Consider the following 25,343-nt stretch of genomic DNA (forward strand, 5'->3'; position numbering starts at 1 on the left):
ATCACTTGTTCACCTGTTGGGCTTGATTTAGTCCATCGTATGGATAAACATGGTTAGGGACGGCAGGCGTTCGTATGATCACGCCAACTCTTGAAATGAACGGTTCAAGAGCGGGTGCGGCCCTGGGGAGGGGCGCGTGCCGTCAACCAAGTAGGACAACAGCGATCGCGAGTAGTTCCGGCGAACGGGAAGAAGCCCGGGACTGCAACTTCTCTTTTGAAGTTCTCGCAGTTGAAATGCTTTGGGATGCACCAAATGCGGTAGCCGCCGGCTGCGCATCCGTGGGGGGATGCGCAGACGGCGGCTTTCCTGCTTAACAGCGGCACCAGCGGCGGTGTTGCGGGAGTGCCCCTGGCCGGAATCGAACCGACGGCCTACCCTTTAGGAGAGGGTCGCTCTATCCAACTGAGCTACAGAGGCGCGGACCTATCCAGCTTACCCTTTTGCCGCCGTCGTTGTTTCATTCTGTTTCCGGCGTGGTCCGCGGAAAACCGCGTAGAGAGCGGCCAGGATGCTCAGGCCGAACAGCACGGATTTCGCGACCGTGAGGAAGCTGGCCAGCGATGCGTCGCCCACCGGATCGGTACTCATAATCGAGTCCAGCACCCAGTTCTCGGCCAGATCGGCAATGACGTACAGCAGTACGGGCGCCCAGCAGAGCCAGCGGAGCAGCCCGCGTTTGAGCTGCTGGCCGATCAGCAGCAGCCAGGTGAAGCCGAACAGCAGCGGGAAGATCGTGTCGGCGGTTTTGTGCCAGTAGTTGTATTGGCCGGCGCCGTCCTCGCCGAAGGCGGTGCGCACGTCCTGCACGTACTCGGTGCTGTAACCGGTGACCAACGTATCCGGCATGGCCAGGCCGCCGCTCAGCTGCTGGAACTGCGGCATGATCAGGATGAACGAGTACCCGAACAGGAACGCCGAGGCCACCGCGCCGGCGATCACAATCATGTTGGCATTGCCTGCCGCCTTGGCCGGCGTGCGGCCGGTGCTCGGATTAACGACGCCGGATCCTGGCTTTGTGGAGGAAGGGTCACCAGTGCGGGCGTCGGCTGCTGCGGGACCGTGCTTGCGGAGGCGCTGCGCGCGGGACTTGGACATATCTCCATTATGGCCCCGGGCAGCGACGCGCCTCGGAAGGGCCGGAACGGGCGGGATGGGCTAGGCCGTGGGCGAATCCGGCACCGAGTGTCAGTGGTGGCTAATAGACTGATAGGACCATGGATTTTCTGACTGACCCTGCCTATGATGCTCCTGCCCCCGCCTTGCCTGATGCGCGGGAACTGCTGGCTGGGCTGAACCCGCAGCAGGAAGAGGCAGTCAAGCATGCCGGCTCGCCGCTGCTGATCATTGCCGGCGCCGGGTCCGGAAAGACCCGCGTCCTCAGCCACCGGATCGCCCACCTGCTGGCCACCAAGCGTGCGCGCCCGGGAGAGATTCTCGCCATCACCTTTACCAACAAGGCCGCCGCGGAGATGCGTGAGCGGATCGAGTCGCTGGTGGGGGACCGGGCAAAGAACATGTGGATTTCCACGTTCCACTCCTCCTGCGTGCGGATTCTGCGCCGGGAGGCCAAGAACGTTGGGCTCAATTCGAACTTCTCCATTTATGATTCGGCGGACACGCTGCGCCTGATCACCCTGGTGGCGAAGGGCCTGGACCTGGATCCGAAGCGCTTTTCGCCGAAGTCCATCCAACACAAGATCTCCGCGCTGAAGAACGAGCTGATCGACGACGAAGCCTACGCCGGGACGGCAAACTACTCCGACCCGTTCGAGCAGGCCGTGGCTGAGGTCTATAAGGGCTACACGCAGCGGATGCGCCAGGCGAATGCCATGGACTTCGATGACCTGATTGCCCAGGTGGTCTTCATCTTCCAGGCCTTCCCGGCGGTTGCCGATTCCTACCGGCGGCGCTTCCGGCACGTCCTGGTGGACGAGTACCAGGACACCAACCACGCCCAGTATGTATTGGTCCGCGAACTTACCGGCGGGACGGGCGAATCGGAGCAGGACTTCCCGCCCGGTGAACTGACCGTGGTGGGGGACTCGGACCAGTCCATCTACGCCTTCCGCGGTGCCGACGTGCGCAACATCGTGGAGTTCGAAAAGGATTACGCCAACGCGCGGACCATCTTGCTGGAGCAGAACTACCGCTCCACCCAGACCATTCTGACGGCTGCCAACGCTGTGATCTCCCGCAACCCGAACCGTCCGGCCAAGAGGCTCTGGACCGCGGAAGGGGACGGTGAGCGGATCATCGGCTACGTCGGCGAAAACGAGCACGACGAGGCCCGGTTCATCGCCAACGAGATCGACCGGCTGCAGGACGCCGAGAACCTGCGCCCGGGGGACGTGGCCATCTTCTACCGGACCAACGCGCAGTCCCGTTCCATCGAAGACCTGCTGATCCGGGTGGGCCTGCCGTACAAGGTAGTGGGCGGAACGCGCTTCTACGAGCGCAAGGAAATCAAGGACGCCCTGGCCTACCTGCGGGTGCTGGTGAACCCGGACGACGTGGTCAACCTGCGGCGGATCCTGAACGAGCCCAAACGCGGCATCGGGGACCGGGCCGAGTACGCGGTGGCCGCGCTCGCCGAGCGGGACCGGCTGTCCTTCATGGAAGCCCTGCGCAAAGCCGATGATGCGCCGGGTATGGCCACCCGCTCCGTCAATGCGGTTGCCGGTTTCGTGAAGCTCATCGATGACCTCACCGAAGTGGCCAACGGATCCGGGGCCTCGGCTGCACTGGAAGCGGTACTGGAACAGACCGGTTACCTGGCGGCGCTGCGGCAGAGCAATGACCCGCAGGATGAGTCCCGGGTGGAAAACCTGGCGGAACTGGTCGCCGTCGTGCGTGAATACGAACGGGACAACCCGGAAGGAACGCTCGGCAGCTTCCTGGAGCAGGTGGCCCTGGTGGCGGACGCGGACCAGATCCCGGATGCACCGGATGAGGAAAGCGCACAGCTGGCCAAGGATCAGGGCGTGGTTACGCTGATGACGCTGCACACGGCCAAGGGGCTGGAATTCCCGGTGGTGTTCCTGACCGGCATGGAGCATGGCGTGTTCCCGCACCAACGGTCCATGACGGATCCGAAGGAGCTGGCCGAAGAACGGCGGCTGGCCTATGTGGGGCTGACCCGTGCCCGCAAGCGGCTCTATTTGACCCGCTCGGAATCGCGGAGCATGTGGGGCCAGAGCCAGTACAATCCGGCAAGCCAGTTCATCGAGGAAGTCCCGCCGGAACTCATCGACTGGAAGCGTGAGGGCAGCAAGCGGCCGGCCTTCACCTCTGCCGGCAGCTTCGGCTCCAGCCGGTACAGCGGTTCCCACTGGGGCGCCGGCGCCGGCGGCAACCAGGATGTTTCCTCGCTGCCAGGTTCGGCGCGGTCCATGGCGCCTGCCGCCGTGCGGGCAGGCCGCGTCCAGCCGCAGAAGGAAGTCATCGCGCTGACCGTGGGCGACAAGGTCAACCACACCAGCTTCGGAAACGGGACAGTGCTCTCGCTTGAAGGCGCCGGGGACAAGACTGTGGCGAAGGTCAAGTTCGACATCGGCGAGAAGCGCCTGCTGCTGCGTTATGCACCGCTGACCAAGTCGGACTAGGGACGATGTGCCGCCGGCGCGGGAAGGCTCCCGCGCCACCACCCGGCGGCATGGCGCAGAAGACCGACGCGACGGCCATCCGCATTTGGTCACGCTGGCATAACAACATAGCGTTTTTCCTATGGATTTGAATGTGGCGGATGTGGATGTAGCCCAGCTGGGCACCCTGGGATTTTGGATGGACAAACCGCTGCGCGTCGCGGTGATTCTGATCGGCGGGTTCCTGCTGAACCTGCTGGTGCGGATTGTGATCCGGCGGATGTCGACGAAGATCGCCAACGGTGAGACGGCGAAGCTGGAGAAACTCGACGCCGACGCCATCGGCAAAAACATCAAGGATCCGCGCTACTGGCTGATGCAGGACTCGCCGATCGCAGCCGTGCGCCGGGCCCAGCGGGCACAAACCATTGGCTCGGTGCTGCGCTCCATCGCCACGGTGGTCATTGGTGTCATGACGATCCTGATGGTCATGACCGAACTCGGGTTCGACCTTGGGCCGCTGCTGGCCAGTGCCGGTATCGCCGGTGTCGCGATTGGTTTCGGTGCCCAGACTCTGGTGAAGGACTACCTCTCCGGGCTGTTCATGGTGGCCGAGGACCAGTACGGCATCGGCGACGTGGTGGACCTGGGCGAAGCCTCCGGAACGGTGGAATCGGTTGGATTGCGCGTCACTCAGGTGCGTGCGGTGGACGGCACGCTTTGGCACGTGCGCAACGGCGAAATCCTGCGCGTGGGCAACTCATCGCAGGGCTGGGCGCGCGCCGTGCTGGATATCCCGGTTCCCTATGATGCCGACGTCGAAAAGGTCAGCGACCTGATCCTGAACTCGGCCAAGGACCTGCGCGCGGACCCCGACTACCGGCGGCTTATCCTGGACGATCCGGAAATCTGGGGCGTCGAGGCGCTCACCGGCGAATCCGTGGTCATCCGCCTCGCCATCCGGACCAAGCCTCTGGAGCAGTGGGGCGTGGCGCGCGCCATGCGCGCACGCCTGAAGGGCGATCTGGACCGTGCCGGACTGCGCATTCCGCTGCTGAACCAGACCGTCATCAAGGACGGGAGCCCCGTGCTGGTACCGGCTGGCTCGGAAAGCCATGCCGACGCCTCCGCTGATACCTCCGCCAGCACCCCGGATGAAAGCCGCCAGGCCAAGCAGTAGCGCAAGAAAGGGCCCGCACACAGGGCCGTGAGCGACGCGTCACAAAGTACCGCAAAGGGTTACTTTTCTACAAACCATAGAACTGTGCCCTTGATCACGAAAGCGGTACTCTAGGACAGGCGTCGCACGCCAAGGGACTAAAGTTCCCCTTGGAGCGCGAACGGATTTGCACCCAAAAAATGTCCGCCTACGCAGGCACGAAGTGACGCAGATCCGCGCTCCGAGTCAGAAACGACTTCGACGTAGAAGGACACAACCCGTGGACCTGTATGAATACCAGGCGCGCGATCTCTTTGAGGCACATGCTGTACCCGTGCTTGCAGGAATCGTTGCCTACACTCCAGAAGAAGCCAAAGCAGCAGCCGAAAAGATTGGCGGCGTTGTTGTCGTCAAGGCTCAGGTAAAGGTTGGCGGCCGCGGTAAAGCCGGCGGCGTCAAGGTCGCAAAGACTCCGGACGAAGCGTTCGAATATGCCACCAACATCCTCGGCATGGATATCAAGGGCCACACGGTCAACAAGGTCATGATCGCCCAGGGTGCGGACATCGCCGAGGAGTACTACTTCTCCGTCCTGCTGGACCGGGCCAACCGCAACTACCTGGCCATGTGCTCGGTGGAAGGCGGCATGGAGATCGAGCAGCTGGCTGTCGAGCGCCCCGATGCTCTGGCCAAGATCGCCGTTGACCCCGCCGTCGGCATTGACCAGGCCAAGGCTGACGAAATCGTCGCTGCAGCCGGCTTCGCCGAGGAACTGCGCGGCAAGGTCGCCGAAACCATCATCAAGCTCTGGGATGTCTTCATCAAGGAAGACGCCACCCTGGTCGAGGTCAACCCGCTGGTCAAGACCGGCGCCGGCGACATCGTCGCCCTGGACGGCAAGGTCTCGATCGACGAGAACGCCGCCTTCCGCCACCCCGAGCACGCTGAGCTCGAGGACAAGGACGCCGCGGATCCGCTCGAGGCCAAGGCCAAGGAACTGGACCTGAACTACGTCAAGCTCGATGGCCAGGTCGGCATCATCGGCAACGGCGCCGGACTGGTTATGTCCACGCTGGACGTCGTCGCCTACGCAGGCGAAAACCACGGCAACGTCAAGCCCGCCAACTTCCTGGATATCGGCGGCGGCGCTTCGGCCGAGGTTATGGCCAACGGTCTGGACATCATCCTGAACGACGCACAGGTCAAGAGCGTGTTCGTCAACGTCTTCGGTGGCATCACCGCGTGTGACGCCGTCGCAAATGGCATCGTCAAGGCCCTGGAAATCCTGGGCGACAAGGCCACCAAGCCACTGGTTGTCCGTTTGGACGGCAACAGTGTCGAGGAAGGCCGCCGTATCCTCCGGGACGCGAACCACCCGCTGGTCACCCTGGCAGTCGGTATGGACGAAGGCGCCGACAAGGCCGCCGAACTGGCGAACGCCTGAGGATCGAGGAAAAAGAACATGTCTATCTTCATTAACAAGGACTCCAAGGTCATCGTCCAGGGCATCACCGGCGGCGAGGGCTCCAAGCACACCGCACGTATGCTCCACGCCGGCACCAACGTGGTCGGTGGCGTGAACGCCCGCAAGGCCGGCACCACCGTGACCCACGGCGAGAAGACCCTGCCCGTTTACGGCACGGTCAAGGAAGCCATCGCCGAGACCGGCGCTGACGTCTCGATCGTCTTCGTTCCGCCGGCCTTCACCAAGGACGCCGTGGTCGAGGCCATCGAAGCCGAAATCGGCCTCGTCGTCGTCATCACTGAGGGCGTTCCGGTCCAGGACTCCGCAGAGTTCTGGGCGCTGGCACAGTCCAAGAAGGACGCCGACGGCAACCAGGTCACCCGCATCATCGGCCCGAACTGCCCCGGCATCATCACTCCGGGCGAGTCTCTCGTGGGCATCACCCCGGCGAACATCACCGGCAAGGGCGGCGTGGGCCTGGTCTCCAAGTCCGGCACCCTGACCTACCAGATGATGTACGAACTGCGCGATCTGGGCTTCTCCACCGCCATCGGCATCGGCGGCGACCCGGTCATCGGCACCACGCACATCGACGCCCTGGCTGCGTTCGAGGCTGACCCCGACACCAAGGCGATCGTGATGATCGGCGAGATCGGTGGCGACGCTGAAGAGCGTGCGGCCGAGTTCATCAAGAACAACGTCACCAAGCCGGTTGTCGGCTACGTGGCAGGTTTCACCGCGCCCGAGGGCAAGACCATGGGCCACGCCGGCGCCATCGTTTCCGGTTCCGCCGGTACCGCCCAGGCTAAGAAGGAGGCACTCGAGGCCGCAGGCGTCAAGGTCGGCAAGACGCCGTCCGAGACCGCCCACCTGCTGCGCGAGGTCTACCCCGAGCACGAGGAACCCTCGAACCTCTAAGGGTTCGTCCGCGCAAGCGGGAAGTTCCAAGCTAACGACGGCGGCGCTGTCACCTTCATCGCGAAGATGACAGCGCCGCCGTCGTACTTTTGGTGCTGTTGCTTGGGGCGGACGCGTAGAAAACGCCGGCCGTTACGCAGGATGACTTTCTACGGTCCGGGGGCTGGCTAGGCTGGCAACAGCCGTTCCCGAAGCAAGGAGAGCACATGCGCGCCACCATCATCCACGGACCCCGCGATATCCGGGTGGAAGAGCGGCCCTATCCCACGGTGCAGCTTCCCACGGACGTGGTGGTCAAAGTGACCGCGTCTTGTGTCTGCGGCTCGGATCTCTGGCCCTATCGGGGCGTCCGCGAGACGGAGGAGCCGCGCGCCATCGGCCACGAATTCGTCGGTGTGATCGAGAGCGTCGGGGAGGCCGTGACGGCCCTGGTCCCGGGTGATTTCGTGGTCGCGCCGTGGGTGGGCAACTGCGGCGAGTGCCCGCAGTGCCGCAACGGCGTCACGGTGGCGTGTGACCACCGGGCCTCCTGGGGTAGCACCGACGAGCACGGCTTCCACGTCGACGGCGGCCAGGGCGAGGCGGTGCGCGTGCCACGGGCCGAGGCAACGCTGGTGAAGGTGCCCGGGGTTGACCGGCCGGATGCAGAGCTGACCGCCAACCTGCTGGCGCTCTCCGATGTCATGGGAACGGGGCACCACGCGGCGTTGAGTGCAGCGGTGGGGCCGGGCCGTTCCGTCGTCGTTGTTGGAGATGGGGCGGTGGGCCTCTGCGGCGTGCTGGCAGCGAAACGACTCGGTGCGGAGCGGATCATCATGATGTCCCGGCATGTCGACCGGCAGGCGCTGGCCAAGGAGTTCGGTGCCACCGACATCGTCGAGGAGCGCGGAAAGGCCGGAGCGGCAGCGGTGCGTTCGGTGCTGGGCGGTGTGTCCGCGGATTCGGTGCTCGAATGCGTGGGGACCAAGGAGTCGATGGACCAGGCGCTGCGGTCCACGCGCCCCGGCGGCAGCGTGGGCTTTGTCGGCGTTCCGGCAGGCGGAGCGGAACTGCCCATCGGCGTGCTGTTTGCCAAGAACATCTCGGTGGCAGGAGGGGCCGCGTCCACCCGGGTCTACCTGCCCGAGCTGCTGGCGGACGTGCTTGCCGGCAAGATCAACCCAGGCAAGGTTTTCGACGTCGAAATGCCTCTCGATGACGCGGCCGACGCCTACAAGGCCATGGACGAACGCCGCGCGATCAAGGTGCTGCTCAAGCCGTAAAGGGAGACCGTCCGACTCATTTGCGTCGGCATGGGACAATGGTGTAGATGTCTGTTTTGAATTCTTCCCCCACTGCCACGTCTTCCCGGCCACAGGTCCGTCCTGCCGTAGAAGGTGCCGAGCCCGCTGTCACCAGCGACGGCCGACCGCTGCTGCAGTTCAAGTCGCCGCGCGTGAAGCAGCCGCCGGTACACCTGGCCGATCTGACCCTCGCCGAGCGGCAGGCCAAGCTCAAGGAAATGGGCCTGCCCGCGTTCCGCGCCAAGCAGCTCTCCACGCACTACTTCCAGCACTTCACCACGGACCCGGACGCCATGAGCGACCTCCCCAAGGACGGCCGCGCAGAACTGGTCGCCGAAATGTTCCCGACGTTGCTGACCAAGGTTAAGCAGCTCAAAACGGACAACGGTGACACCATCAAGTTCCTGTGGCGGCTGTTCGACGGCTCGCTGGTCGAGTCGGTGCTGATGCGCTACCCGGGCCGGATCACGCTGTGCGTCTCCAGCCAGTGCGGCTGCGGCATGAACTGCCCGTTCTGCGCCACCGGCCAGGCCGGGCTGACGCGCAATATGTCTACCGCGGAGATCCTGGACCAGATTGTCCAGGCCAACCGGGTGATCGCAGAAGGCGCGCTGGGCGGCAAGCGCAAGGACGGCGGGCACGACGCCGAGCGCGTCACCAACATCGTCTTCATGGGCATGGGCGAGCCCTTGGCCAACTACAAGCGCGTGATGGCAGCGGTGCACCGCATGGCAGCCGAGGCCCCCGAAGGCCTGGGCATGTCCGCCCGCAACATCACCGTCTCCACCGTGGGCCTGGTGCCGGCGATCAACAAGCTCGCGGCCGAGGACATCCCGGTGACCTTCGCGCTGAGCCTGCACGCGCCGGACGACGAACTGCGCGACGAGCTGATCCCGGTCAACAGCCGGTGGAAGGTCGACGAGGCGCTGGATGCGGCCTACAATTACTACGCTGTGACGGGCCGGCGGGTCAGCATCGAGTACGCGCTGATCAAGGACATGAACGACCACGCGTGGCGCGCGGATCTGCTGGCTAAGAAGCTGAACAAGCGCGGCCGCGGCTGGGTGCATGTGAATCCGATCCCGCTGAACCCGACCCCCGGTTCCATCTGGACCTCGTCGGAGAAGGCGGTGGAGACCGAGTTCATCAACCGGTTGATCGCCGCCGGCATCCCGACGACGCTGCGCGACACCCGCGGCAAGGAGATCGACGGCGCCTGCGGGCAGCTGGCCGCCGCCGACGACGAAAACGTCGCAGACTAAACGCAACTAAGTGCAGCAAAGCACTAAGCACAAGGCAGCGGCCCCGCTCCTTCCAACTGGAGCGGGGCCGCTGCTGTCTGTCCGGCGCTAGCCGGCCACTAATCCGTCAGGTGCTACCCGCGCAGCCGTTCCATCTTCGGATCCACCAGCGGCTCGGCAGCGATGGTTGCGGCGACCTTCCGGCCGAAGTAACCGATCTCCACCGAATCGCCCTCCGCCAGGCCGGCCGGCAGCCATGCGTAGGCGATCGGGCGGCCAACGGTGTAGCCGTAGGCCGCACTGGTGACGTAACCCGCGGCCTCGCCGTTGACGAACACCGGTTCCTTGCCCAGCACTACGGACGTGCCGTCGTCGATCGTCAGGCACTTCAATTCCTTGGAGGCAGGCTCGGCCCGGCGGGCGGCCAACGCCTCGTAGCCCACGAAGTCCGTCTTGTCCTTGAAGACCGAGAACCCGAGTCCGGCTTCATACGGGCTGTGCTCGGGAGTGACATCGGTGCCCCAGAGCCTGTAGCCCTTTTCCAACCGGAGGCTATTGAAGGCACCGCGGCCGGCTGCGATGATGCCGTGCTCCTGGCCGGCTTCGAAGAGCAGATCCCATAGCTTCAACCCGTACTCCGCCGAGGTGTACAGCTCCCAGCCGAGCTCCCCGACATAGGACAGCCGCCAGGCCGTGACGGGGATGCCGCCGATATTGACCTCCTTGGCCCGGAAATAGCGCAGCGAGTCATTGGTGTAGTCGTCCTCGCTGACCTTGCCGATGACCTCGCGGGCGAGCGGCCCCCACAGCCCGATGCAGCAGGTGCCCCCGGTGATATCGGAGACATGGACCCACTGTGCCGGATCCGCCGCGGACTGCTTGCGGGCCTCGACCCGGAAGTAGTCGAAGTCGATGTTGCCGTTGACACCGAGCTGGAAAGTCTCCTCAGCAAGACGTGCGATGGTGACATCGCTGCGGACGCCGCCGTCGTCCGCCAACAGCAGGCAGTAGGTGACAGCCCCCGGCTTTTTGGCGATGTTGCCGGTGCTCAGCCGCTGCAACAGCGCCAGCGCACCCGGGCCGGTCACCTCAAGGCGCTTCAGCGGAGTCATGTCATAAAGCGCGACGGCGGTGCGCGTCTTCCATGCTTCGGCGGCGGAGATGGGGGAGTGGAACATGTTGGACCAGCTGTCCCGCTCCGGTGCCTGCCACTCTTCCGGCAGCTCCTGCAGCAGCGCGCTGTTGGCCTCGTACCAATGCGGACGCTCCCAGCCGGCCGACTCCAGGAAGAACGCGCCGAGTTCATGCTGGCGGACGTTGAACGGGCTGACGCGGAGGTCGCGCGGAGATTCCCGTGGCTGCAGCGGGTGCAGCACATCGTAGATCTCCACGAAGTTCTGCTGCGAGGTTTCGCTGACGTACTCCTTGCTGACCTGGATCTTCTCGAAGCGGGTCGCCTCGCACTCATGCAGGGGCGTGCGGGACTGGCCTTCCACAAGCAGTTCGGCGACGGCCTTGGCGACGCCGGCCGAGTGCGTGACCCAGACGGCCTCCGCGAGGTAGAAGCCCTCGACCTCGGGCGACTCGCCGATCAGCGGGCCGCCGTCCGGCGTAAAGGAGAAAATGCCGTTGAAGCCGTCCTCAATCTCAGCGCCGCGCAGGGCGGGCAGCAGCTCCTGGCTGTCCTGCCACGACGGCAGGAAGTCCGCCTCGGTGAACTCCAGCCGCGAGGGCATGCGGTGCTCGGACATCTGGTCTGCCCGTACCTGCGGCAGTTCATCCAGATCCACCGGCATGGGGCGGTGGGCGTAGGAGCCGATGCCGATCCGCTCACCGTGCTCGCGGTAGTACAGGTCCTTGTCTTGGTGGCGCAGGATGGGCAGGCGGGCGCCGTTGGGCAGTTCGTTCTGGCCCGCCAGTTCCGCCACCGCAGTGGTCTTGACGTACTGGTGTGCCAGCGGGAGCAGCGGCACCGGCATGCCGACCATGGCACCGATTTTGGGGCCCCAGAAGCCTGCGCAGGAAACCACAATGTCCGCAGGCACCACGCCATCGGGCGTTTCAACGCCGGTGACCTTGCCGCCGGCCTGCTCGATGCCCGTTACGGGGGTGGAGCCGATGAACTTTACGCCCGCTTCGCTGGCCTTTTCGATCAGCAGCTGCACCGCGCGCGCGGCGGACGCCAGGCCGTCGGAGGGCACATACAGTCCGCCCAGGACCATGTCCCGGTTGATCATCGGATAGCGCTTCTCGCACTCATCGGGGTCGATCAGCCGGCCCTCGAGACCCCAGGAGGTAGCGAAGCCCAGCCGGCGCTTCAGCTCTTGAAGGCGCGCCTCGGTGGTGGCGATCTCAAGCCCGCCGACCTGGTTGAAACAGGAGCGTCCGTCCGCACTGAGCGAGAGCAACTTCTCCACCGTGTAGCCAGCGAGCTCGGTCATCGTCTTGGACGGGTTGGTCTGGAACACCAGACCGGGTGCATGCGAGGTGGAACCACCGGCCAGATGCAGCGGTCCTTGCTCGATGACGGTGACGTTGTTCCAGCCGCGAGTGGCGAGCTCGTCGGCCAGATTGGCGCCGACAATGCCGGCCCCGATGATGACTACGCGGGGTGTGTGGCTCATAAGTATTCTCCTTGGATCGCGGTTAGCGGAAGACGACGGTGCGGGTGTTGTTGAGCAGGACGCGGTGCTGGCTATGCCACTTCACGGCGCGGGACAGGGCCTGGGCCTCGGCATCGCGGCCCACCGTGACCAAGGATGCAGGATCCAGGCTGTGGTCAACCCGGAACACCTCCTGCTCGATAATCGGGCCCTCGTCCAAGTCGGCGGTGACGTAGTGGGCGGTGGCCCCGACCAGCTTCACGCCGCGGTCGTAGGCCTGGTGGTACGGTTTTGCGCCCTTGAAGCCGGGCAGGAACGAGTGGTGGATATTGATCGCGCGTCCGCGCAAGGCCTCGCAAAGGCCGTCCGAGAGCACCTGCATGTAGCGTGCCAGCACCACTAGGTCGGCGTCGTGTTCTGCAACGAGGTCCAGAAGCCGCTGCTCTGCCTCGGCCTTAGTGGTGGCAGTGACCGGCACATGCACGAACGGCAGGCCCGCGGCCTCGGCCATCGGTCGGAGGTCCTCATGATTGGAAACAACGACAGCGATTTCGGCACCAAGGCTCCCGGCCTGCCACCGGAAGATCAGGTCGTTGAGGCAATGGCCGAATTTCGACACCATGACCAGCAGCCGCTTGGGGCTGCCATCATGGATTTCGAAGTTCATTCCGAACCGGTCCGCCACATCTACGAATTCCTTCGTCAAGACCGCGGCCATCGCCGGGCGATCCGCGTCGCTGCCCTTGCCCTCGACGGATCCAGTTGTTAGGTCCGCCGGTGCAAAAGCTGTCCGCAGGAACAGCGTGCCACTGACATGGTCGTCGAATTGCTGGTGCTCCGCGATGTCGAAGCCGCGCTCGGCCAGGAAGCTGGTCACAGCGTGGACAATGCCGGGACGTTCCGGACACGAGAGCGTCAGGACAAACGGGGCCGTGTGTTTTCCAGCGTACGCGTGAACACGGCCAGCCGGAAGGTCATCGTTGAGTAATTCAGTGGTGGCCAGAGCCGTCATAGTCATATACCTCGCAAGTTCGGTAGGAAAAATTAGGAGCCGGAGCTCTGGGTTGGGCATTTAGCGCTGGAAGCGCACTGCTCGTCGCATTCGTGCCTCGTGACGAGGTCGAAATGGACGCCGCCGTGCTGATCTACACCGGACCGAATAGCCCGTTCCACCACTGACGTTGCCAGCCGCCGCCTCAAGGAGAGCGGGTCCCGGCGCAGGTCCTTGGCCAATGCGAAGCACATCAGGAGCATGACCAGGACGAAGGGCAAGGCTGCCACAATGGTTATTCGCTGGAGCCCGGAGAGAGCCTCAGCGGGTTGATCGCCACCAGCCAGAAGCATGACCGCCGCAACTCCACCAGTCAGCACGCCCCAGAAGATCACGACGCCTCTGGAGGGCTCCTCGGCACCGTTGGAGCTCAACGAGCCCATGACCAGCGACGCAGAATCCGCGCCGGTAACGAAGAAGATACCCACCAGGACCATGGCCAGAATGGCCACCCCGCCCGCGATAATGTTCGGCAGCGGGAGGTTCTGCAGCAGATCGAAAAGAGCGCCGTCGAAGGAGATGGAGGGCTCGCCGTCGACCATATCGACCAGCCCGTCGCTGGTGTCCGGTGTTTCATTAGCCTTCTCCTGAACACCGAACGCAGCACCGCCGAAGATCGCGAACCAGATCACGCTGACGACGCTGGGAACAAGGAGCACCCCGGTGACAAACTGACGGATGGTTCGGCCCCGGCTGATGCGGGCAATAAACATGCCTACGAACGGCGTCCAGGAGACCCACCAGGCCCAGTAGAAGATTGTCCAACCGGACATCCAGGTACGCAGGGCCTCGTCGCCGACGGCTTCGGTGCGTGAAGACATTTCAGCTAAGTCACGGGCGTAGTCGCCAACGGCGGCGGGCACCAGATTGAGAATGAAGAGCGTGGGACCAGCTACGAAAACGATCAGCGCGAGGATAACGGCGAGGACCATATTAATGTTCGCCAGCCACTGGATGCCGCGGCGGATGCCGGAAATTGCGGAGGCGACGAAGCAGACAGTAAGCACGGCGACGATGGCCACCAGGATCGGGGTGGCTAGCTCGCCAACCCAACCGTTGAAGGCCATGCCGCTGCCGATCTGCAAGGCGCCGAGGCCCAGCGAGGCTGCCGTGCCGAAGAGCGTGGCAAAGATAGCCAGAATGTTGATGAACTTCCCGACCGGGCCCTCCACGGTCTTGTGGCCGAACAGCGATGTGAAGGTGGCGGAGATCAACTGCTTGCGACCCAGACGGTACGTCCCATAGGCCATGGCAACACCGACGACGGCGTACATCGCCCAAGGGTGCAAAGTCCAATGGAAGAGGGATGTAGCCATGGCGGTCTGGATAGCTTCGGGTGTTTGACCGTTCACGCTGCCGGGTGGCGGGGCGATGTAGTGGTACATCGGCTCGGCCACCCCGTAAAACATCAGGCCGATGCCCATGCCGGCGGCGAACATCATGGAGATCCATGAGACAGTCCTGAACTCCGGCTTCTCACCGTCCTTACCCAGCGGGATATTGCCGAAGCGGCCCAGCGCGAGCCAAAGTACGTAGACAACGAAGAGAGAGGCGAGCAGGATAAAGAGCCAGCCGGTGTTTTCCATGACCCAGTTGAGCGCGTTCTGGGAAGTGGCCGAGAGGTTGTCGGTGCCGAGAAAGCCCCACGCGACAAAACCTAGAGCGAGGACGCCCGCTACCACGAAGACCGTCTTGTCCAGACCACGGGGTACCAGGCTCCGACGGGCTGCGGCGTGCTCTGTTTCAGAATCGCGCAGTTCCTGCAGGATCTGCTGATCCAGTGAAGTGTCTTCCGCAGCCGGAGATTTGGCTCGCTGGTCATCGTCCAGCGGATCCTTGCGGACGAGTTCGGTGAGCTCATCGTCAGGATTGCCATCATCAACTGCAAGTTCTTTATTCGTTGTCATGAATTTCCTATGCTCGATGACCCATGTCCCAGCTAAATATGGCCGTCTACGGTCAAACCAGGTGGGAGATTTGGGGTGTCGCCTGATTCCCGGACCATAATGGTCCCGTCCACCACCTCGACTTCATGGACCCGGACCGGCAGCTTCGCCGGCGGGGCGTCGACGTTTCCCGTACGTAAATTGAATTTGGATGCATGCAGCGGACACTCCACTTCGCAGCCCTCGACCCACCCATCGGCTAGCGATGCGTCCTGATGCGTGCACGTATCATCGATGGCGAAGAGCTCGCCCTCTTCTGTGTGGAAAACAGCGATGGGAGGGGACGTATCCAGCCGGATCGCGTCTCCGGGTGCCAGCTCTTTCAATGGGCATGCCTTATGCATGGAGCGAACCTCTTTCATAGCCGGCCGCTCTTGGCGGCAGTTCCGTCATGAACAACTTCATTCACGATAGGCAACAGCCTGAACGGTGGAGGGGGTATCTGTCAAGAGCTTTTTGTGTCGCAGCCCACATGAACCGCAATAATCTGAAACTTGGCAATACGCGCTTGTGACTCTTGACACAGCATTGATCCGAGCATCATGCTGTTTCACATAGCGATGCGAGTTGCGACAGGCGCAATTGAGCAACGCTTCTTAGCCAGAAGGTGCAGGACTGCACCTCTCCAGTGTTGTGAAAGGCCAATCTATGCAGACTCTTGTAGTCGTGGGGGCGTCCTTGGCCGGACTCTCCGCCGCGCGGGCAGCACGGGCCCAAGGCTTTGCCGGCAGACTCGTCATCATCGGGGACGAAGCGCCCCGTCCTTACGATCGGCCGCCGCTGTCCAAGGACTTCCTGGCCGGCAAGATCGGTCTGGAGGACCTCGCGCTGGAGGAAGCCGGTGAGGACCTGAACGCGGAATGGCTGCTGGGAGTCCGTGCCGAGCGCTTCGACGCCCAGTCCTTGACCATCACGCTCAACGACGGGCGCAGCATCACCGCAGACAAGGTGATAATCGCCACGGGGGCTTCGGCCCGCGGACTGGCCGAGCTGCAAGGCCTGCAGAACGTCTTCACGCTGCGCACGCTTGCCGACGCGGAGGCTCTGCGGCCCCGGCTGGTCCCCGGACATCGCCTTGTGGTCATCGGTGCGGGATTCATCGGAGCGGAAACCGCCTCCACTGCGAAGGCAGCCGGCATGGATGTGACCGTAGTGGAAAAGTCGGTTGCACCGCTGGCAGGCCCGCTCGGAGCCCAAATGGGCGCCGCAGTGGCCGGCCTTCATGAAGCAGCCGGAGTGGAGCTGCTCTGTGGGACCGGTGCCTCCTCCTTCACCATGAGCGGAACTTCGGTGAGCGAAGTAGTCCTGGACAATGGCAGGCGGCTGCCTACCGACGTCGTACTCGTTGGTATTGGAGCGCAGCCTAACGTTGAATGGCTGGAAGGGTCGGGCATCGCGCTGGACAATGGCGTCCTGTGTGATGCCATGGGCCGGACCAACCGCCCCGGTGTATCCGCCGTCGGCGACTGTGCCGCCTGGTACGATCTGCGAACCCAAAGCCACCAGCGCGTAGAGCACTGGGCCGGGGCGAACGAACGCCCAGCTCTCGCCGTGGCCGCCCTGCTGGACGAAAACGCAGTGCAGCAGCCGGTCAATCCGCCGTACTTCTGGTCGGATCAGTACGGATCACGAATTCAGTTTGCCGGCCAGGCCGGGGGGCATGACCGGATCGAAATTGAGCACGGCAACGTTGCCGAGCGCTGTTTCCTGGCCGTGTACTACGCCGGTACCGAACCGGTCGCCGTACTGGGTGTGGACCAGACTCGGCAGTTCACCAAATGGCGCAAGTTCCTGAACAAGAATGCTCAGCAGTACGTGCTCCCGGTCGGGGAGTTCGCGGCCGCTTCTTGAGCCGGTCAGCGCTACTTGCGCCGCAACCATTCCAAAAATCTGATTGCACTGTCCCGCTTCTCGCACTTCCAAGGAGTATCCCTATGACCGCCGAAATCATCTCGGAAAGCCTTATCTCAACCCTGCCCGGCAACACCTATGTCGACGAGGACATTTTCAGGACGGAACAGGAACGCATCTTTGAACAGATGTGGTTCTGTGCCGTGCGCTCGGAGGACCTGGCGAAGCCGGGGGCTTACAAGACAGTCCAGATTGGCCGCGAGTCCGTCATCGTCACCCGCAACCGCAAGGGCGCAATTCGGGCGTACTACAACATTTGCCGGCACCGCGGGGTAAAGCTGTGCATGGAGGAATCCGGTGAGGCCGGCCGCTCTTTCCAGTGCCCCTACCACGCCTGGACCTACGACTTTGATGGCAAGCTGATCGCGGCCCCGAACCTTACGAAGATGCCGGATATCGACCGGGAAAAGTACGGGCTGGTCCACGTCGCTGTGCGCGAATACCTCGGCTATGTCTGGCTCTGCTTGGCCGACGAGCCGCCGTCGTTCGAGGACGACGTTGTCGGGGCCATCGAGGAGCGTCTCGGCGATGTCCAGGCTATCGAGAGCTACGACGTTGCCAACCTGAAGCTTGGCCGGCGTATCACCTACGACGTGAAGGCGAATTGGAAGCTCATCATCGAGAACTTCATGGAGTGCTACCACTGCGCTACCATCCACCCAGAGCTGACGGAGGTGCTGCCAGAATTCGCGGATGGACTGGCGGCGCAGTACTTTGTCGGCCACGGCGCGGAGTTCGGTGAAGACGTTAAGGGCTTCACCATCGACGGTTCAGAAGGCGTGGACCGGATTCCCGGCATCGGCGATGATCAGGATCGCCGCTACTACGCCATTACGATCAAACCGACGGTCTTCGTCAACCTGGTCCCGGACCACGTCATCATCCATCGGATGTTCCCGATGGCCGCGGACCACACGATCGTCGAATGCGACTGGCTCTATCTTCCCAGCGTTGTGGAGAGCGGCACCGATCTGACTTCCTCGGTAGAGCTGTTCCACCGGGTGAACCAGCAGGATTTCGATGCGTGCGAGCGCTGCCAGCCCGCCATGGGCTCAAAAATCTACGCCAAGGGCGGCGTCCTGGTTCCCAGTGAGCACCATATCGGTGCGTTCCACCACTGGGTACAGCAGATGCTCGACGGGACCGGTACGGTCTCCGGCCCCGTGGCCGACGCCGTACCCGACGCTCCTGAATCACTCGGGGCTGTAACCCATCCGTGAGCTGATATCTTGCCCGGCCTGTTTGAGATCCTCGATCAGGCCGGGCATTTCCTTGGGCTTGAAGCGGAACGAAGGACCGGACATACTGACCGCGCCGATGACCGTCCCGAGGTGGTCATATACGGGAACGGCGATCGCGCTGAGGCCTATCTCGAATTCTTCGGAGACGACGGCGTAGCCTGAACTGCCCACCTCGAGCAGCTCCTTCTCAAGTTCCTGTTTGGAGGTTATGGTCCGGGCGGTTTGGGCCGGGAGCCCGGTCTCCTTAAGGATCTTTTGCCGCTGTTCCGATGTCAGCGCCGCAAGCAGCACCTTGCCGCTGGAGGTGGCGTGGAGCGGCGTGAGACTGCCGATCCAGTCATGCGTGGACAAGGTGGAAGGGCCCATCGCCTGATCCACGTTGACTGCGTAGTTGGAGCGCAGGACGGCCAGATTCACGGTTTCCTTGTACTGTTCGGCCAAGGCTTCCAAGACGGGCCGTGCTTCGCGGACCAGGCTCAGCCGGCCTGGAATGGAATTGGCAAGACGGAGAATGCTAAAACCGAGCTGATACTTGCCGCGCTCGGAGTTCTGTTGGACCATCCCTCGCTGATCGAGCGATGCCAGGAGTCTGGATGCGGTGGATTTGTGCACGCCCATTTCTTCTGCAATCTCACTCACTCCGGCAGACCCGGTTCGCGCGAGAATTTCGAGAACCGTGATGGCGCGATCGACCGACTGAACACCGCGGCCGGCCTCCGGACTCTCGTCGTCGATATTGAAGTCAGTTATAGGCATATCAACATGCTCTCAGACATGGACAGGTTGCAAGCACCGGGCCGCACGAACTGGCCTTATCCCTCGCCGTTCAAACATGGGACCTCTTTCAAAGTGCGGCAGTCAAGCGGGATTTCCGCCGAGCCGGACGGTGACTTTGCGTGCGGCTGCGGTGCAGGCTTCCACCAGTGTCTGAAGCTGATCGGTGGACACCCGGTAACGGGGAGCTGCGAGCATGACACAGGCAGCGAGATCGCCGCGGTGGTCGAGGACAGGGGCGGCGACGCCCACTTCGTCCAGCGAGGTCTCCCCATAGTTGGTGGCATAGCCCTGCGACGAAACCTGCTTGAGCCGTGTCAGATACTCCTCCACGTTCTCCTGCGTAGGGGCGGCGAGGATAATCTGCCCGCTGGTCAGCCGTGTCCGTGCCCGTTCGGTCCCTTCGCCGGCCAGGAATACCTGGACCGAGGAACTGACCGCGGTGTTGTAGCGGGTGCCCAGAGGCGTGGTGTGCTTGACTTGCTGCCGGCTGGGCAGTTGCTCCACACAGACGGACTCACTGCCGTTCCAGACCATAAGCGCACTGGTTTCGCCGGTAAGCTCGGTCAATTCCTGCAGCACAGGGTAGGCCGCCCGGCGCTCATCCAGATCAGCCAGCAGCGGACCCGCGACGGCTATCAGCCCCAGGCCCAATTTGAACCGTCGCGACGCGGCGTCGCGTTCAACCAAGTCCTCCTGTTCCAAGGTAGCCAGGATGCGCGAGACTGTACTCTTGTGCAGGCCCACCTGCGCCGCAATCTCCGTGACTCCTTGCAGCGGTTGTTCTGCAGTAAAGCAGCGAAGGACCTCGATGGCATTGACCAGGACGGAAGCGCCGCGAACATCGGACGTGCCGCCGTCGTTTGCGGGTGCAGCTGAACCGGATGCAGTTGTATCACTCATGGTGGTGTCCATTCTGGCGTATGGAACGCATAAATGCGGCGCAGACGGGTGTCCGTCTGCGCCGCATTCACTCCACTTCCGCCTTCAAATGTGCCGTATTAGGCGTTGATGATGTTGTTTTCGGGGCCGAAGCCGAATTTGGTGATGTTTTCGACGGTGCCGTCTTCGCCGATGACGAGGATGTCGTGTTCGCGGTAGCCGCCGGCGCCGGGTTCGCCGTCTTGGACGGTGATCATGGGTTCCATGGAGACGACCATGCCGGGTTCGAGGACGGTGTCGATGTCTTCGCGCAGTTCCAGGCCTGCTTCGCGGCCGTAGTAGTGGGAGAGGACGCCGAAGGAGTGGCCGTAGCCGAAGGTGCGGTTCGGGAGCAGGCCGTGGCCGATGTAGATTTCGTTGAGTTCGGCGGCGATGTCCTTGCAGACGGCGCCGGGCTTGATCAGTTCCAGGCCGCGGCGGTGGACTTCGACGTTGACGTTCCACAGTTGCAGGGAGCGTTCGTCGGGTTGGCCGAGGAAGAGGGTGCGTTCGAGGGCGGTGTAGTAGCCGGAGGTCATCGGGAAGCAGTTCAGCGAGAGGATGTCTCCTTGCTGGAGTTTGCGGGTGGTGGCCCAGTTGTGGGCGCCGTCGGTGTTGATGCCGGATTGGAACCAGACCCAGGTGTCGCGGACTTCCTGTTCGGGGAAGGTGCGGGCGATTTCGTGGACCATGGCTTCGGTGCCGATGAGGGCGACTTCGTATTCGGTGATGCCTTCGCGGATGGCGGCTTTGATGGCTTCGCCGCCGAGGTCGCCGATGCGGGCGCCGTGTTTGATGACTTCGATTTCTTCGGCGGATTTGATCATGCGCTGGCGCATGGCGTCCTGGGAGACGTCGAGCAGTTGGGCGCCGTCGAACGCGGCCTGGATCTTTTCGCGGGTCAGTACGGGCAGGGCGTCGTCTTCGACGCCGAGGCGGCGGGCGGTGACGCCGCGCTGGCGCAGGGCTTCCTGGAGGCCGTAGTAGAAGTTGTCGCGGCGCCAGTCGGTGTAGACGATGTTTTCGCCGTAGCTGGTGCGCCAGGGCATGCCGGCGTCGATGTTGGCGGTGATGGTGACGGAGTCCTCGGCGGTGACGACGAGGGCGTAGTTGCGGCCGAAGGTGGTGTAGAGGAAGTCGGAGTAGTACTTGATGCCGTGGTAGCTGGTGAGGATGACGGCGTCGAGTTCCTTCGCGGCCATGATCTGGCGCAGCCCGGCCAGGCGGCGTTCGAACTCGGCGTCGGAGAACGTCAGCTTCTGCTTGGTGCCGTTGTGCAGGACCTTCAGGCGCTCGAGTCCGGCGACGGAATTGGCGGGAGCAGCTGCAATGGTCATTGAATCTCCTAAAGGATGTTGTGTTGTTTTGACGTGTGCGAGGGAAGCATTTATTCGTGCCGCAATGGCTGATTGCTGGTTTCGCGGGACAGCGCGACGGCGACCAGGGAAATGACGGCGGCGGCCACGAGATAGAACGCCGGCGCCAGATCGTTCGCGGTTGCGGCGATCAGCAGTGTCGCCATCATCGGTGCGGTTCCACCGAAGAGGGCGTTGGAGAGATTGAAGCTCACCGCGAAGCCGCTGTAGCGCACGCGGGTCGGGAACATCTCGGCCAGGAAGCTGGGCAGCGTGCCGTCATTGAGCGTCAGCATGGCGCCGAGCAGGATCTGGACCAGGACGATGACCAGGAAGTTGCCGGTACCCAGCAGGCTGAACGCGGGAATGGTCAGCAGAATGAACAGCACGGAGGCGGAGATGAGGACCTTCTTGCGGCCGAAGCGGTCCGAGAGCATGCCGGTCAGGAAGATGAAGCCGATGTAGGTCAGCAGGGCGATCGTCGTCGCGATGTAGGACTCGGTGGCGCCCAGGCCCAGCTCTTCCGACAGATAGGTCGGCATGTAGCTGAGGATGACGTAGAAGCCGACGGCGTTCAGCAGCACCGCGCCGACAGCCTGCAGCAGCTGGCGCCAGTGAGTGCGGAACATGTCCTTGACCGGTGCCTTGACGGCATGGTCTTCCTCTGCCAACGCCCGGAAGGCCGGGGTGTCCTCAAGCTTGGTCCGGATGTAGCGGCCGATCAGGCCCATGGGGGCGGCCAGCAGGAACGGCAGGCGCCATCCCCAGTCCTGCATCTGGCTGTCGTCGAGCAGACCGGTCAGCAGCGCCGCGAGGAGCGAACCGAGCAGCAGCCCGGTGGCGGTGCTGGCAGGAACGACGGCGGCATAGAGCCCGCGTCGGTTCGGCGGTGCGTACTCGACGAGGAAGGCGGATGCACCGGCATATTCGCCGGAGGCGGAAAAGCCCTGCACAACCCGGATGATCAGCAACAGGATGGGGGCCCAGATGCCGATGGTCGCGTAGCCGGGGATCAGCGCGATGCAGAAGGTGGCCGCGGACATGATCAGGATCGACCAGGACAGGGCGGTACGCCGGCCGATCCGGTCGCCGATATGCCCCCAGACAAAGCCGCCCAGAGGGCGCACCAGGAAGGAGATGGCGAAGAGGGCGAAAGTCAGCAGGAGTCCGGTCTGCGGATCGGATTCAGGGAAGAATACGGCGGTGATGGTGACGGCGAGGTAGCCGTAGACGGCGTAGTCGAACCATTCGACGAAGTTGCCGATAAAGCTGGCGGCGATGACTTTGCGGCGGGTATCCCGGCCGACCTTTGCCTCAAGCCGACGTTGGCCGCTGAGGGAGGGGCCGCCGTCGTTGGAGAAGGCCACTGCGGGTGCGTCTTTCGTTCCTGGAACGGGGGCGCCATTGCCTGCCCGAGTTTTGCTTAGTTTCATGGGGAAAACCATCCAGATTTGGTGAAGTTGCATTCACTGCAACAGTGTTGCGTCAACCATAGATGTGCTGTGTGTCACTGTCAACCGGGTCGGACATAGAAAAAGCGCCCTTCCCGGAGTTTCCGGGAAGGGCGCGCAACAGCGTTGCTTAACGGCAATCTATTTGAGGTGGTTCATCTGGTTGTCGGTGCGTTCGCCGATGTCTTCCGCCCACAGCTCCGGCTGGGCCCGCTGGAAGTCCTGCATAAGCTGTGCGCACCGCTCATCGTTGAGGACGATGACCTCAACACCCCGTGACCGCAGCAGGTCCAGTTCACCTGGGAAAGTGGCGGATTCGCCCACGACGACGGTTGGAATTTTGAACTGGATGATCGTTCCGGCGCACATCGCGCAGGGGGCCAGTGTGGTGTAGAGAACCGTGTCGGTATAGGTGTTCTGGCGGCCTGCTGCCCGAATGCAATCAATTTCTCCGTGGGCAGTAGGGTCCCCTTGCTGAAACCGCTGGTTGTGTCCCGTGGCGATCAACTGGCCGTTTCGCTCAAGGGCGGCACCGATGGGAATGCCGCCCGTTGACATGCTTTTGCGTGCAGCTTCCACGGCGGCTTCGAAATTGGGTCGTGACAAGGTAGGCATGATGCTCCGGTTCGTTAGTGGTCGAGGATCTTGTGTTGCGTCTTTAGCGCGGAAACGCTTGTACGGCCGGAGCTGAGTGTCAGCTCCGGCCGTACCGGGGGAGAGCGTCAAGTAACGGCAAGCAATAGCCCGCACTCCCAAGGATTACTCAGTGACTTGCTGATGGGAAGGCCGTCAGGATACGCCGCCATAGGTGGCGTCCAAGTGGCGGCCCCGCTCTTGGTCCTTCGCTGCGGCGGCGGGCTCCGGCGTGGAGATGCTGGAGATGCTGGCGGCGTAGCGGCGATGAATACGCGGGCCGAGAATTGAGTACACCGTGGCGCTCGTCAGTCCGCCGGCGAGCCAGGACAGGTCCAGTCCGCCCATTGCGACGGCGATGGGTCCCTGCGTGGCCGGGAGGATGCCGTACATGAACAGCCAGGTGGCGAAGATGCCCGCGAACAGGGCGGTAACGCCGGCCCAGTTCACGACGGGCAGCCGGTGGGTGCCGATGGGATCGAAGAGGCGAGTCGGGTCCTGCGGGTGGCGGCGCTCGATGCCGTAGTAGTGGACCAGCATGATGCCTCCCCATGATGCGACCCAGGCGACGAGGCCGATGAGCCAGGAGTCAAGCACGGCTGCGAAGTTGGTCTGGTAGATGAAGAAGATGACGGCGATCAGGGCGAAGACGCCCACAATCAGGTTCAGAACGCGCCGTTTGATACGGACATCGAGGGCCTGTGCTGCCACCGAGAACGTGTAAATGTTCAGGATGTTCGTGGCGATGGGGCCGTGCAGAACCATCAGCAGGACGGGGATGGCCAGAGCTCCGTAGTTTTCCACGATGAGCTGGCCGGGATCGATGCTTCCACTCTTCGTGGCGAGGCTGGCGCCAAGTACGCCGAGCCAAACGACGGGGATGAACTGGCCTAGCACCGAAGCCAGGTACAGGCGCTTCTTCGATGTCTTGGTGCTCACGAAGCGTGAGTAGTCCGCGGCGTAGGTGAACCAGGTGATTCCCCAGCCGATGCCGATGGCGGTCATGACGGCGCTCATGGCAGCGATACGTTCGGTGCCGGTGAGGATTTCTCCTGCCGGACCGGCGTAGCTCCAGTCGATATCCATGCCGAACCACGCGACAGCGGACATGGCGATGAGGACCAGGATCGTTGGCGGAACGGTCCAGCGTTCGAAGGCAGCGATGGCCTTATAGCCGAAGAACGCGATCAGGACCTGCAGCCCCATGATCAGTGCGGCAACGCCGATCTTCCAGCCGTAATTTTCCTGCGTCGGGTCAACCCAGCCGATGCTCCCGAACAGAGCCATGACCAGGTCGAGGATGATCCAGGTGTTGACTGCGCACCAGCCGATGCCCAGCGTTGCCTGGATGGCTGCCGGTATGTAGTTGCCGCGCCGGCCGAATGCTGCACGTGCGAGGACCATTCCAGTTGCCCCGGTTTTCTGTCCGAGCAGAACGAAGAAACCGAACAGCACCATGCCGATCAAGTTTCCGAGAACGAGGACAGTGATTGTGTCGGCGAAGCCGAGGCCAAGGTTAATTCCGAGTGCACCGAGGACCCAGTTGATGGGTGCGAGGTTCGCGCCTGCCCAGATCCAGAACTGGCCTGAGACTTTTCGCGTGCGGGAGGACTCGGGAATGCACTGCAGGTCTTGCTCCACATCGTCGTGGGATGAAGGGTCTGCTGCGGGGGAAGAAGGGGTGCCCTGTTGGTTCTGAATCATTGGATTCCTCCGGTGTGTTTTGGGACTGCGTCAATATTATGTGGGCTGAGTCACATGATCTATATTCGATATGTCGCATAAGCGCTAACGGAAATGGACAGAT

Annotated in this window: 19 protein-coding genes and 1 tRNA gene; 8 read left to right on the forward strand and 12 right to left on the reverse strand. The window is 63.1% G+C overall.

Annotated elements, in window-relative coordinates; all coding sequences use genetic code 11:
- Positions 1 to 346 precede the first annotated feature (346 nt).
- A tRNA-Arg gene (locus AC3A4M_RS19675) sits at positions 347 to 420 on the reverse strand.
- 15 nt (positions 421 to 435) lie between these two features.
- Positions 436 to 1,098 carry a hypothetical protein gene (locus tag AC3A4M_RS19680; protein ID WP_498737908.1) on the reverse strand — a complete coding sequence of 221 codons (663 nt, stop codon included), beginning with the start codon at positions 1,096 to 1,098 and terminating at the stop codon, positions 436 to 438.
- A gap of 119 nt (positions 1,099 to 1,217) precedes the next feature.
- Between AC3A4M_RS19680 and pcrA the strand changes: the two genes are divergently transcribed.
- The 6 genes from pcrA (at position 1,218) to rlmN (ending at position 9,671) form a co-directional block, all read left to right on the forward strand.
- Positions 1,218 to 3,605 carry a DNA helicase PcrA gene (gene pcrA / locus AC3A4M_RS19685; protein ID WP_498737910.1) on the forward strand — a complete coding sequence of 796 codons (2,388 nt, stop codon included), beginning with the start codon at positions 1,218 to 1,220 and terminating at the stop codon, positions 3,603 to 3,605.
- A 121-nt stretch (positions 3,606 to 3,726) separates the two neighbouring features.
- Entirely contained in the window at positions 3,727 to 4,764 is a 1,038-nt protein-coding gene (locus tag AC3A4M_RS19690) for a mechanosensitive ion channel family protein (RefSeq protein ID WP_498737912.1), read from the forward strand.
- A gap of 259 nt (positions 4,765 to 5,023) precedes the next feature.
- A complete protein-coding gene (gene sucC / locus AC3A4M_RS19695) occupies positions 5,024 to 6,187 on the forward strand; it encodes an ADP-forming succinate--CoA ligase subunit beta (protein WP_498737914.1) in 1,164 nt (387 codons plus the stop codon).
- Positions 6,188 to 6,205: 18 nt separating this feature from the next.
- Positions 6,206 to 7,126, forward strand: coding sequence for a succinate--CoA ligase subunit alpha (gene sucD / locus AC3A4M_RS19700; RefSeq protein ID WP_498737916.1), 921 nt, complete (start codon positions 6,206 to 6,208; stop codon positions 7,124 to 7,126).
- A 206-nt stretch (positions 7,127 to 7,332) separates the two neighbouring features.
- Positions 7,333 to 8,388, forward strand: a complete 1,056-nt coding sequence (locus AC3A4M_RS19705) for a zinc-dependent alcohol dehydrogenase family protein (protein WP_498737918.1) — start codon at positions 7,333 to 7,335, stop codon at positions 8,386 to 8,388.
- Between the two features lie 47 nt (positions 8,389 to 8,435).
- Complete coding sequence (gene rlmN, locus AC3A4M_RS19710; protein ID WP_498737920.1) at positions 8,436 to 9,671, forward strand: dual-specificity RNA methyltransferase RlmN; 1,236 nt, start codon at positions 8,436 to 8,438, stop codon at positions 9,669 to 9,671.
- Positions 9,672 to 9,784: 113 nt separating this feature from the next.
- Here the strand turns inward: rlmN and AC3A4M_RS19715 are convergent, their stop codons facing one another.
- Genes AC3A4M_RS19715 through AC3A4M_RS19730 form a run of 4 tightly spaced genes read right to left on the reverse strand, consistent with a single transcriptional unit; the run spans position 9,785 to position 15,594 of the window.
- The gene (locus AC3A4M_RS19715; RefSeq protein ID WP_498737922.1) at positions 9,785 to 12,274 is read right to left on the reverse strand and encodes a GcvT family protein; all 2,490 of its coding nucleotides are present in this window, start codon (positions 12,272 to 12,274) and stop codon (positions 9,785 to 9,787) included.
- A 22-nt stretch (positions 12,275 to 12,296) separates the two neighbouring features.
- The gene (gene purU / locus AC3A4M_RS19720) at positions 12,297 to 13,265 is read right to left on the reverse strand and encodes a formyltetrahydrofolate deformylase (protein WP_498737924.1); all 969 of its coding nucleotides are present in this window, start codon (positions 13,263 to 13,265) and stop codon (positions 12,297 to 12,299) included.
- A 32-nt stretch (positions 13,266 to 13,297) separates the two neighbouring features.
- Positions 13,298 to 15,211 (reverse strand): BCCT family transporter, encoded by a 1,914-nt coding sequence (locus AC3A4M_RS19725; protein WP_498737926.1) that lies wholly within the window; start codon positions 15,209 to 15,211, stop codon positions 13,298 to 13,300.
- 32 nt (positions 15,212 to 15,243) lie between these two features.
- On the reverse strand, positions 15,244 to 15,594 hold the full coding sequence (locus AC3A4M_RS19730; protein ID WP_498737928.1) for a bifunctional 3-phenylpropionate/cinnamic acid dioxygenase ferredoxin subunit: 351 nt from the start codon (positions 15,592 to 15,594) through the stop codon (positions 15,244 to 15,246).
- Positions 15,595 to 15,898: 304 nt separating this feature from the next.
- On the opposite strand from AC3A4M_RS19730, the gene AC3A4M_RS19735 reads away from it, so the two are divergent.
- Positions 15,899 to 17,101 (forward strand): NAD(P)/FAD-dependent oxidoreductase, encoded by a 1,203-nt coding sequence (locus AC3A4M_RS19735; RefSeq protein ID WP_498737930.1) that lies wholly within the window; start codon positions 15,899 to 15,901, stop codon positions 17,099 to 17,101.
- 83 nt (positions 17,102 to 17,184) lie between these two features.
- The gene (locus AC3A4M_RS19740; RefSeq protein WP_498737931.1) at positions 17,185 to 18,381 is read left to right on the forward strand and encodes an aromatic ring-hydroxylating oxygenase subunit alpha; all 1,197 of its coding nucleotides are present in this window, start codon (positions 17,185 to 17,187) and stop codon (positions 18,379 to 18,381) included.
- Here AC3A4M_RS19740 and AC3A4M_RS19745 read toward each other — a convergent pair.
- From AC3A4M_RS19745 to AC3A4M_RS19770, 6 genes are all read right to left on the reverse strand, one after another.
- Positions 18,355 to 19,158 carry an IclR family transcriptional regulator gene (locus tag AC3A4M_RS19745; protein ID WP_498737933.1) on the reverse strand — a complete coding sequence of 268 codons (804 nt, stop codon included), beginning with the start codon at positions 19,156 to 19,158 and terminating at the stop codon, positions 18,355 to 18,357. The genes AC3A4M_RS19740 and AC3A4M_RS19745 overlap by 27 nt on opposite strands.
- 102 nt (positions 19,159 to 19,260) lie before the next feature.
- Positions 19,261 to 20,079 (reverse strand): IclR family transcriptional regulator, encoded by an 819-nt coding sequence (locus AC3A4M_RS19750; RefSeq protein ID WP_498737935.1) that lies wholly within the window; start codon positions 20,077 to 20,079, stop codon positions 19,261 to 19,263.
- A gap of 98 nt (positions 20,080 to 20,177) precedes the next feature.
- Complete coding sequence (locus AC3A4M_RS19755) at positions 20,178 to 21,434, reverse strand: aminopeptidase P family protein (RefSeq protein ID WP_498737936.1); 1,257 nt, start codon at positions 21,432 to 21,434, stop codon at positions 20,178 to 20,180.
- 50 nt (positions 21,435 to 21,484) lie between these two features.
- Complete coding sequence (locus tag AC3A4M_RS19760) at positions 21,485 to 22,885, reverse strand: MFS transporter (RefSeq protein ID WP_498737938.1); 1,401 nt, start codon at positions 22,883 to 22,885, stop codon at positions 21,485 to 21,487.
- A 159-nt stretch (positions 22,886 to 23,044) separates the two neighbouring features.
- Entirely contained in the window at positions 23,045 to 23,518 is a 474-nt protein-coding gene (locus AC3A4M_RS19765; protein WP_498738014.1) for a nucleoside deaminase, read from the reverse strand.
- 174 nt (positions 23,519 to 23,692) lie between these two features.
- A complete protein-coding gene (locus AC3A4M_RS19770) occupies positions 23,693 to 25,240 on the reverse strand; it encodes a purine-cytosine permease family protein (protein ID WP_498737939.1) in 1,548 nt (515 codons plus the stop codon).
- Positions 25,241 to 25,343: the final 103 nt, after the last annotated feature.

The sequence above is a fragment of the Arthrobacter sp. Soil_C_60 genome (assembly GCF_057656375.1).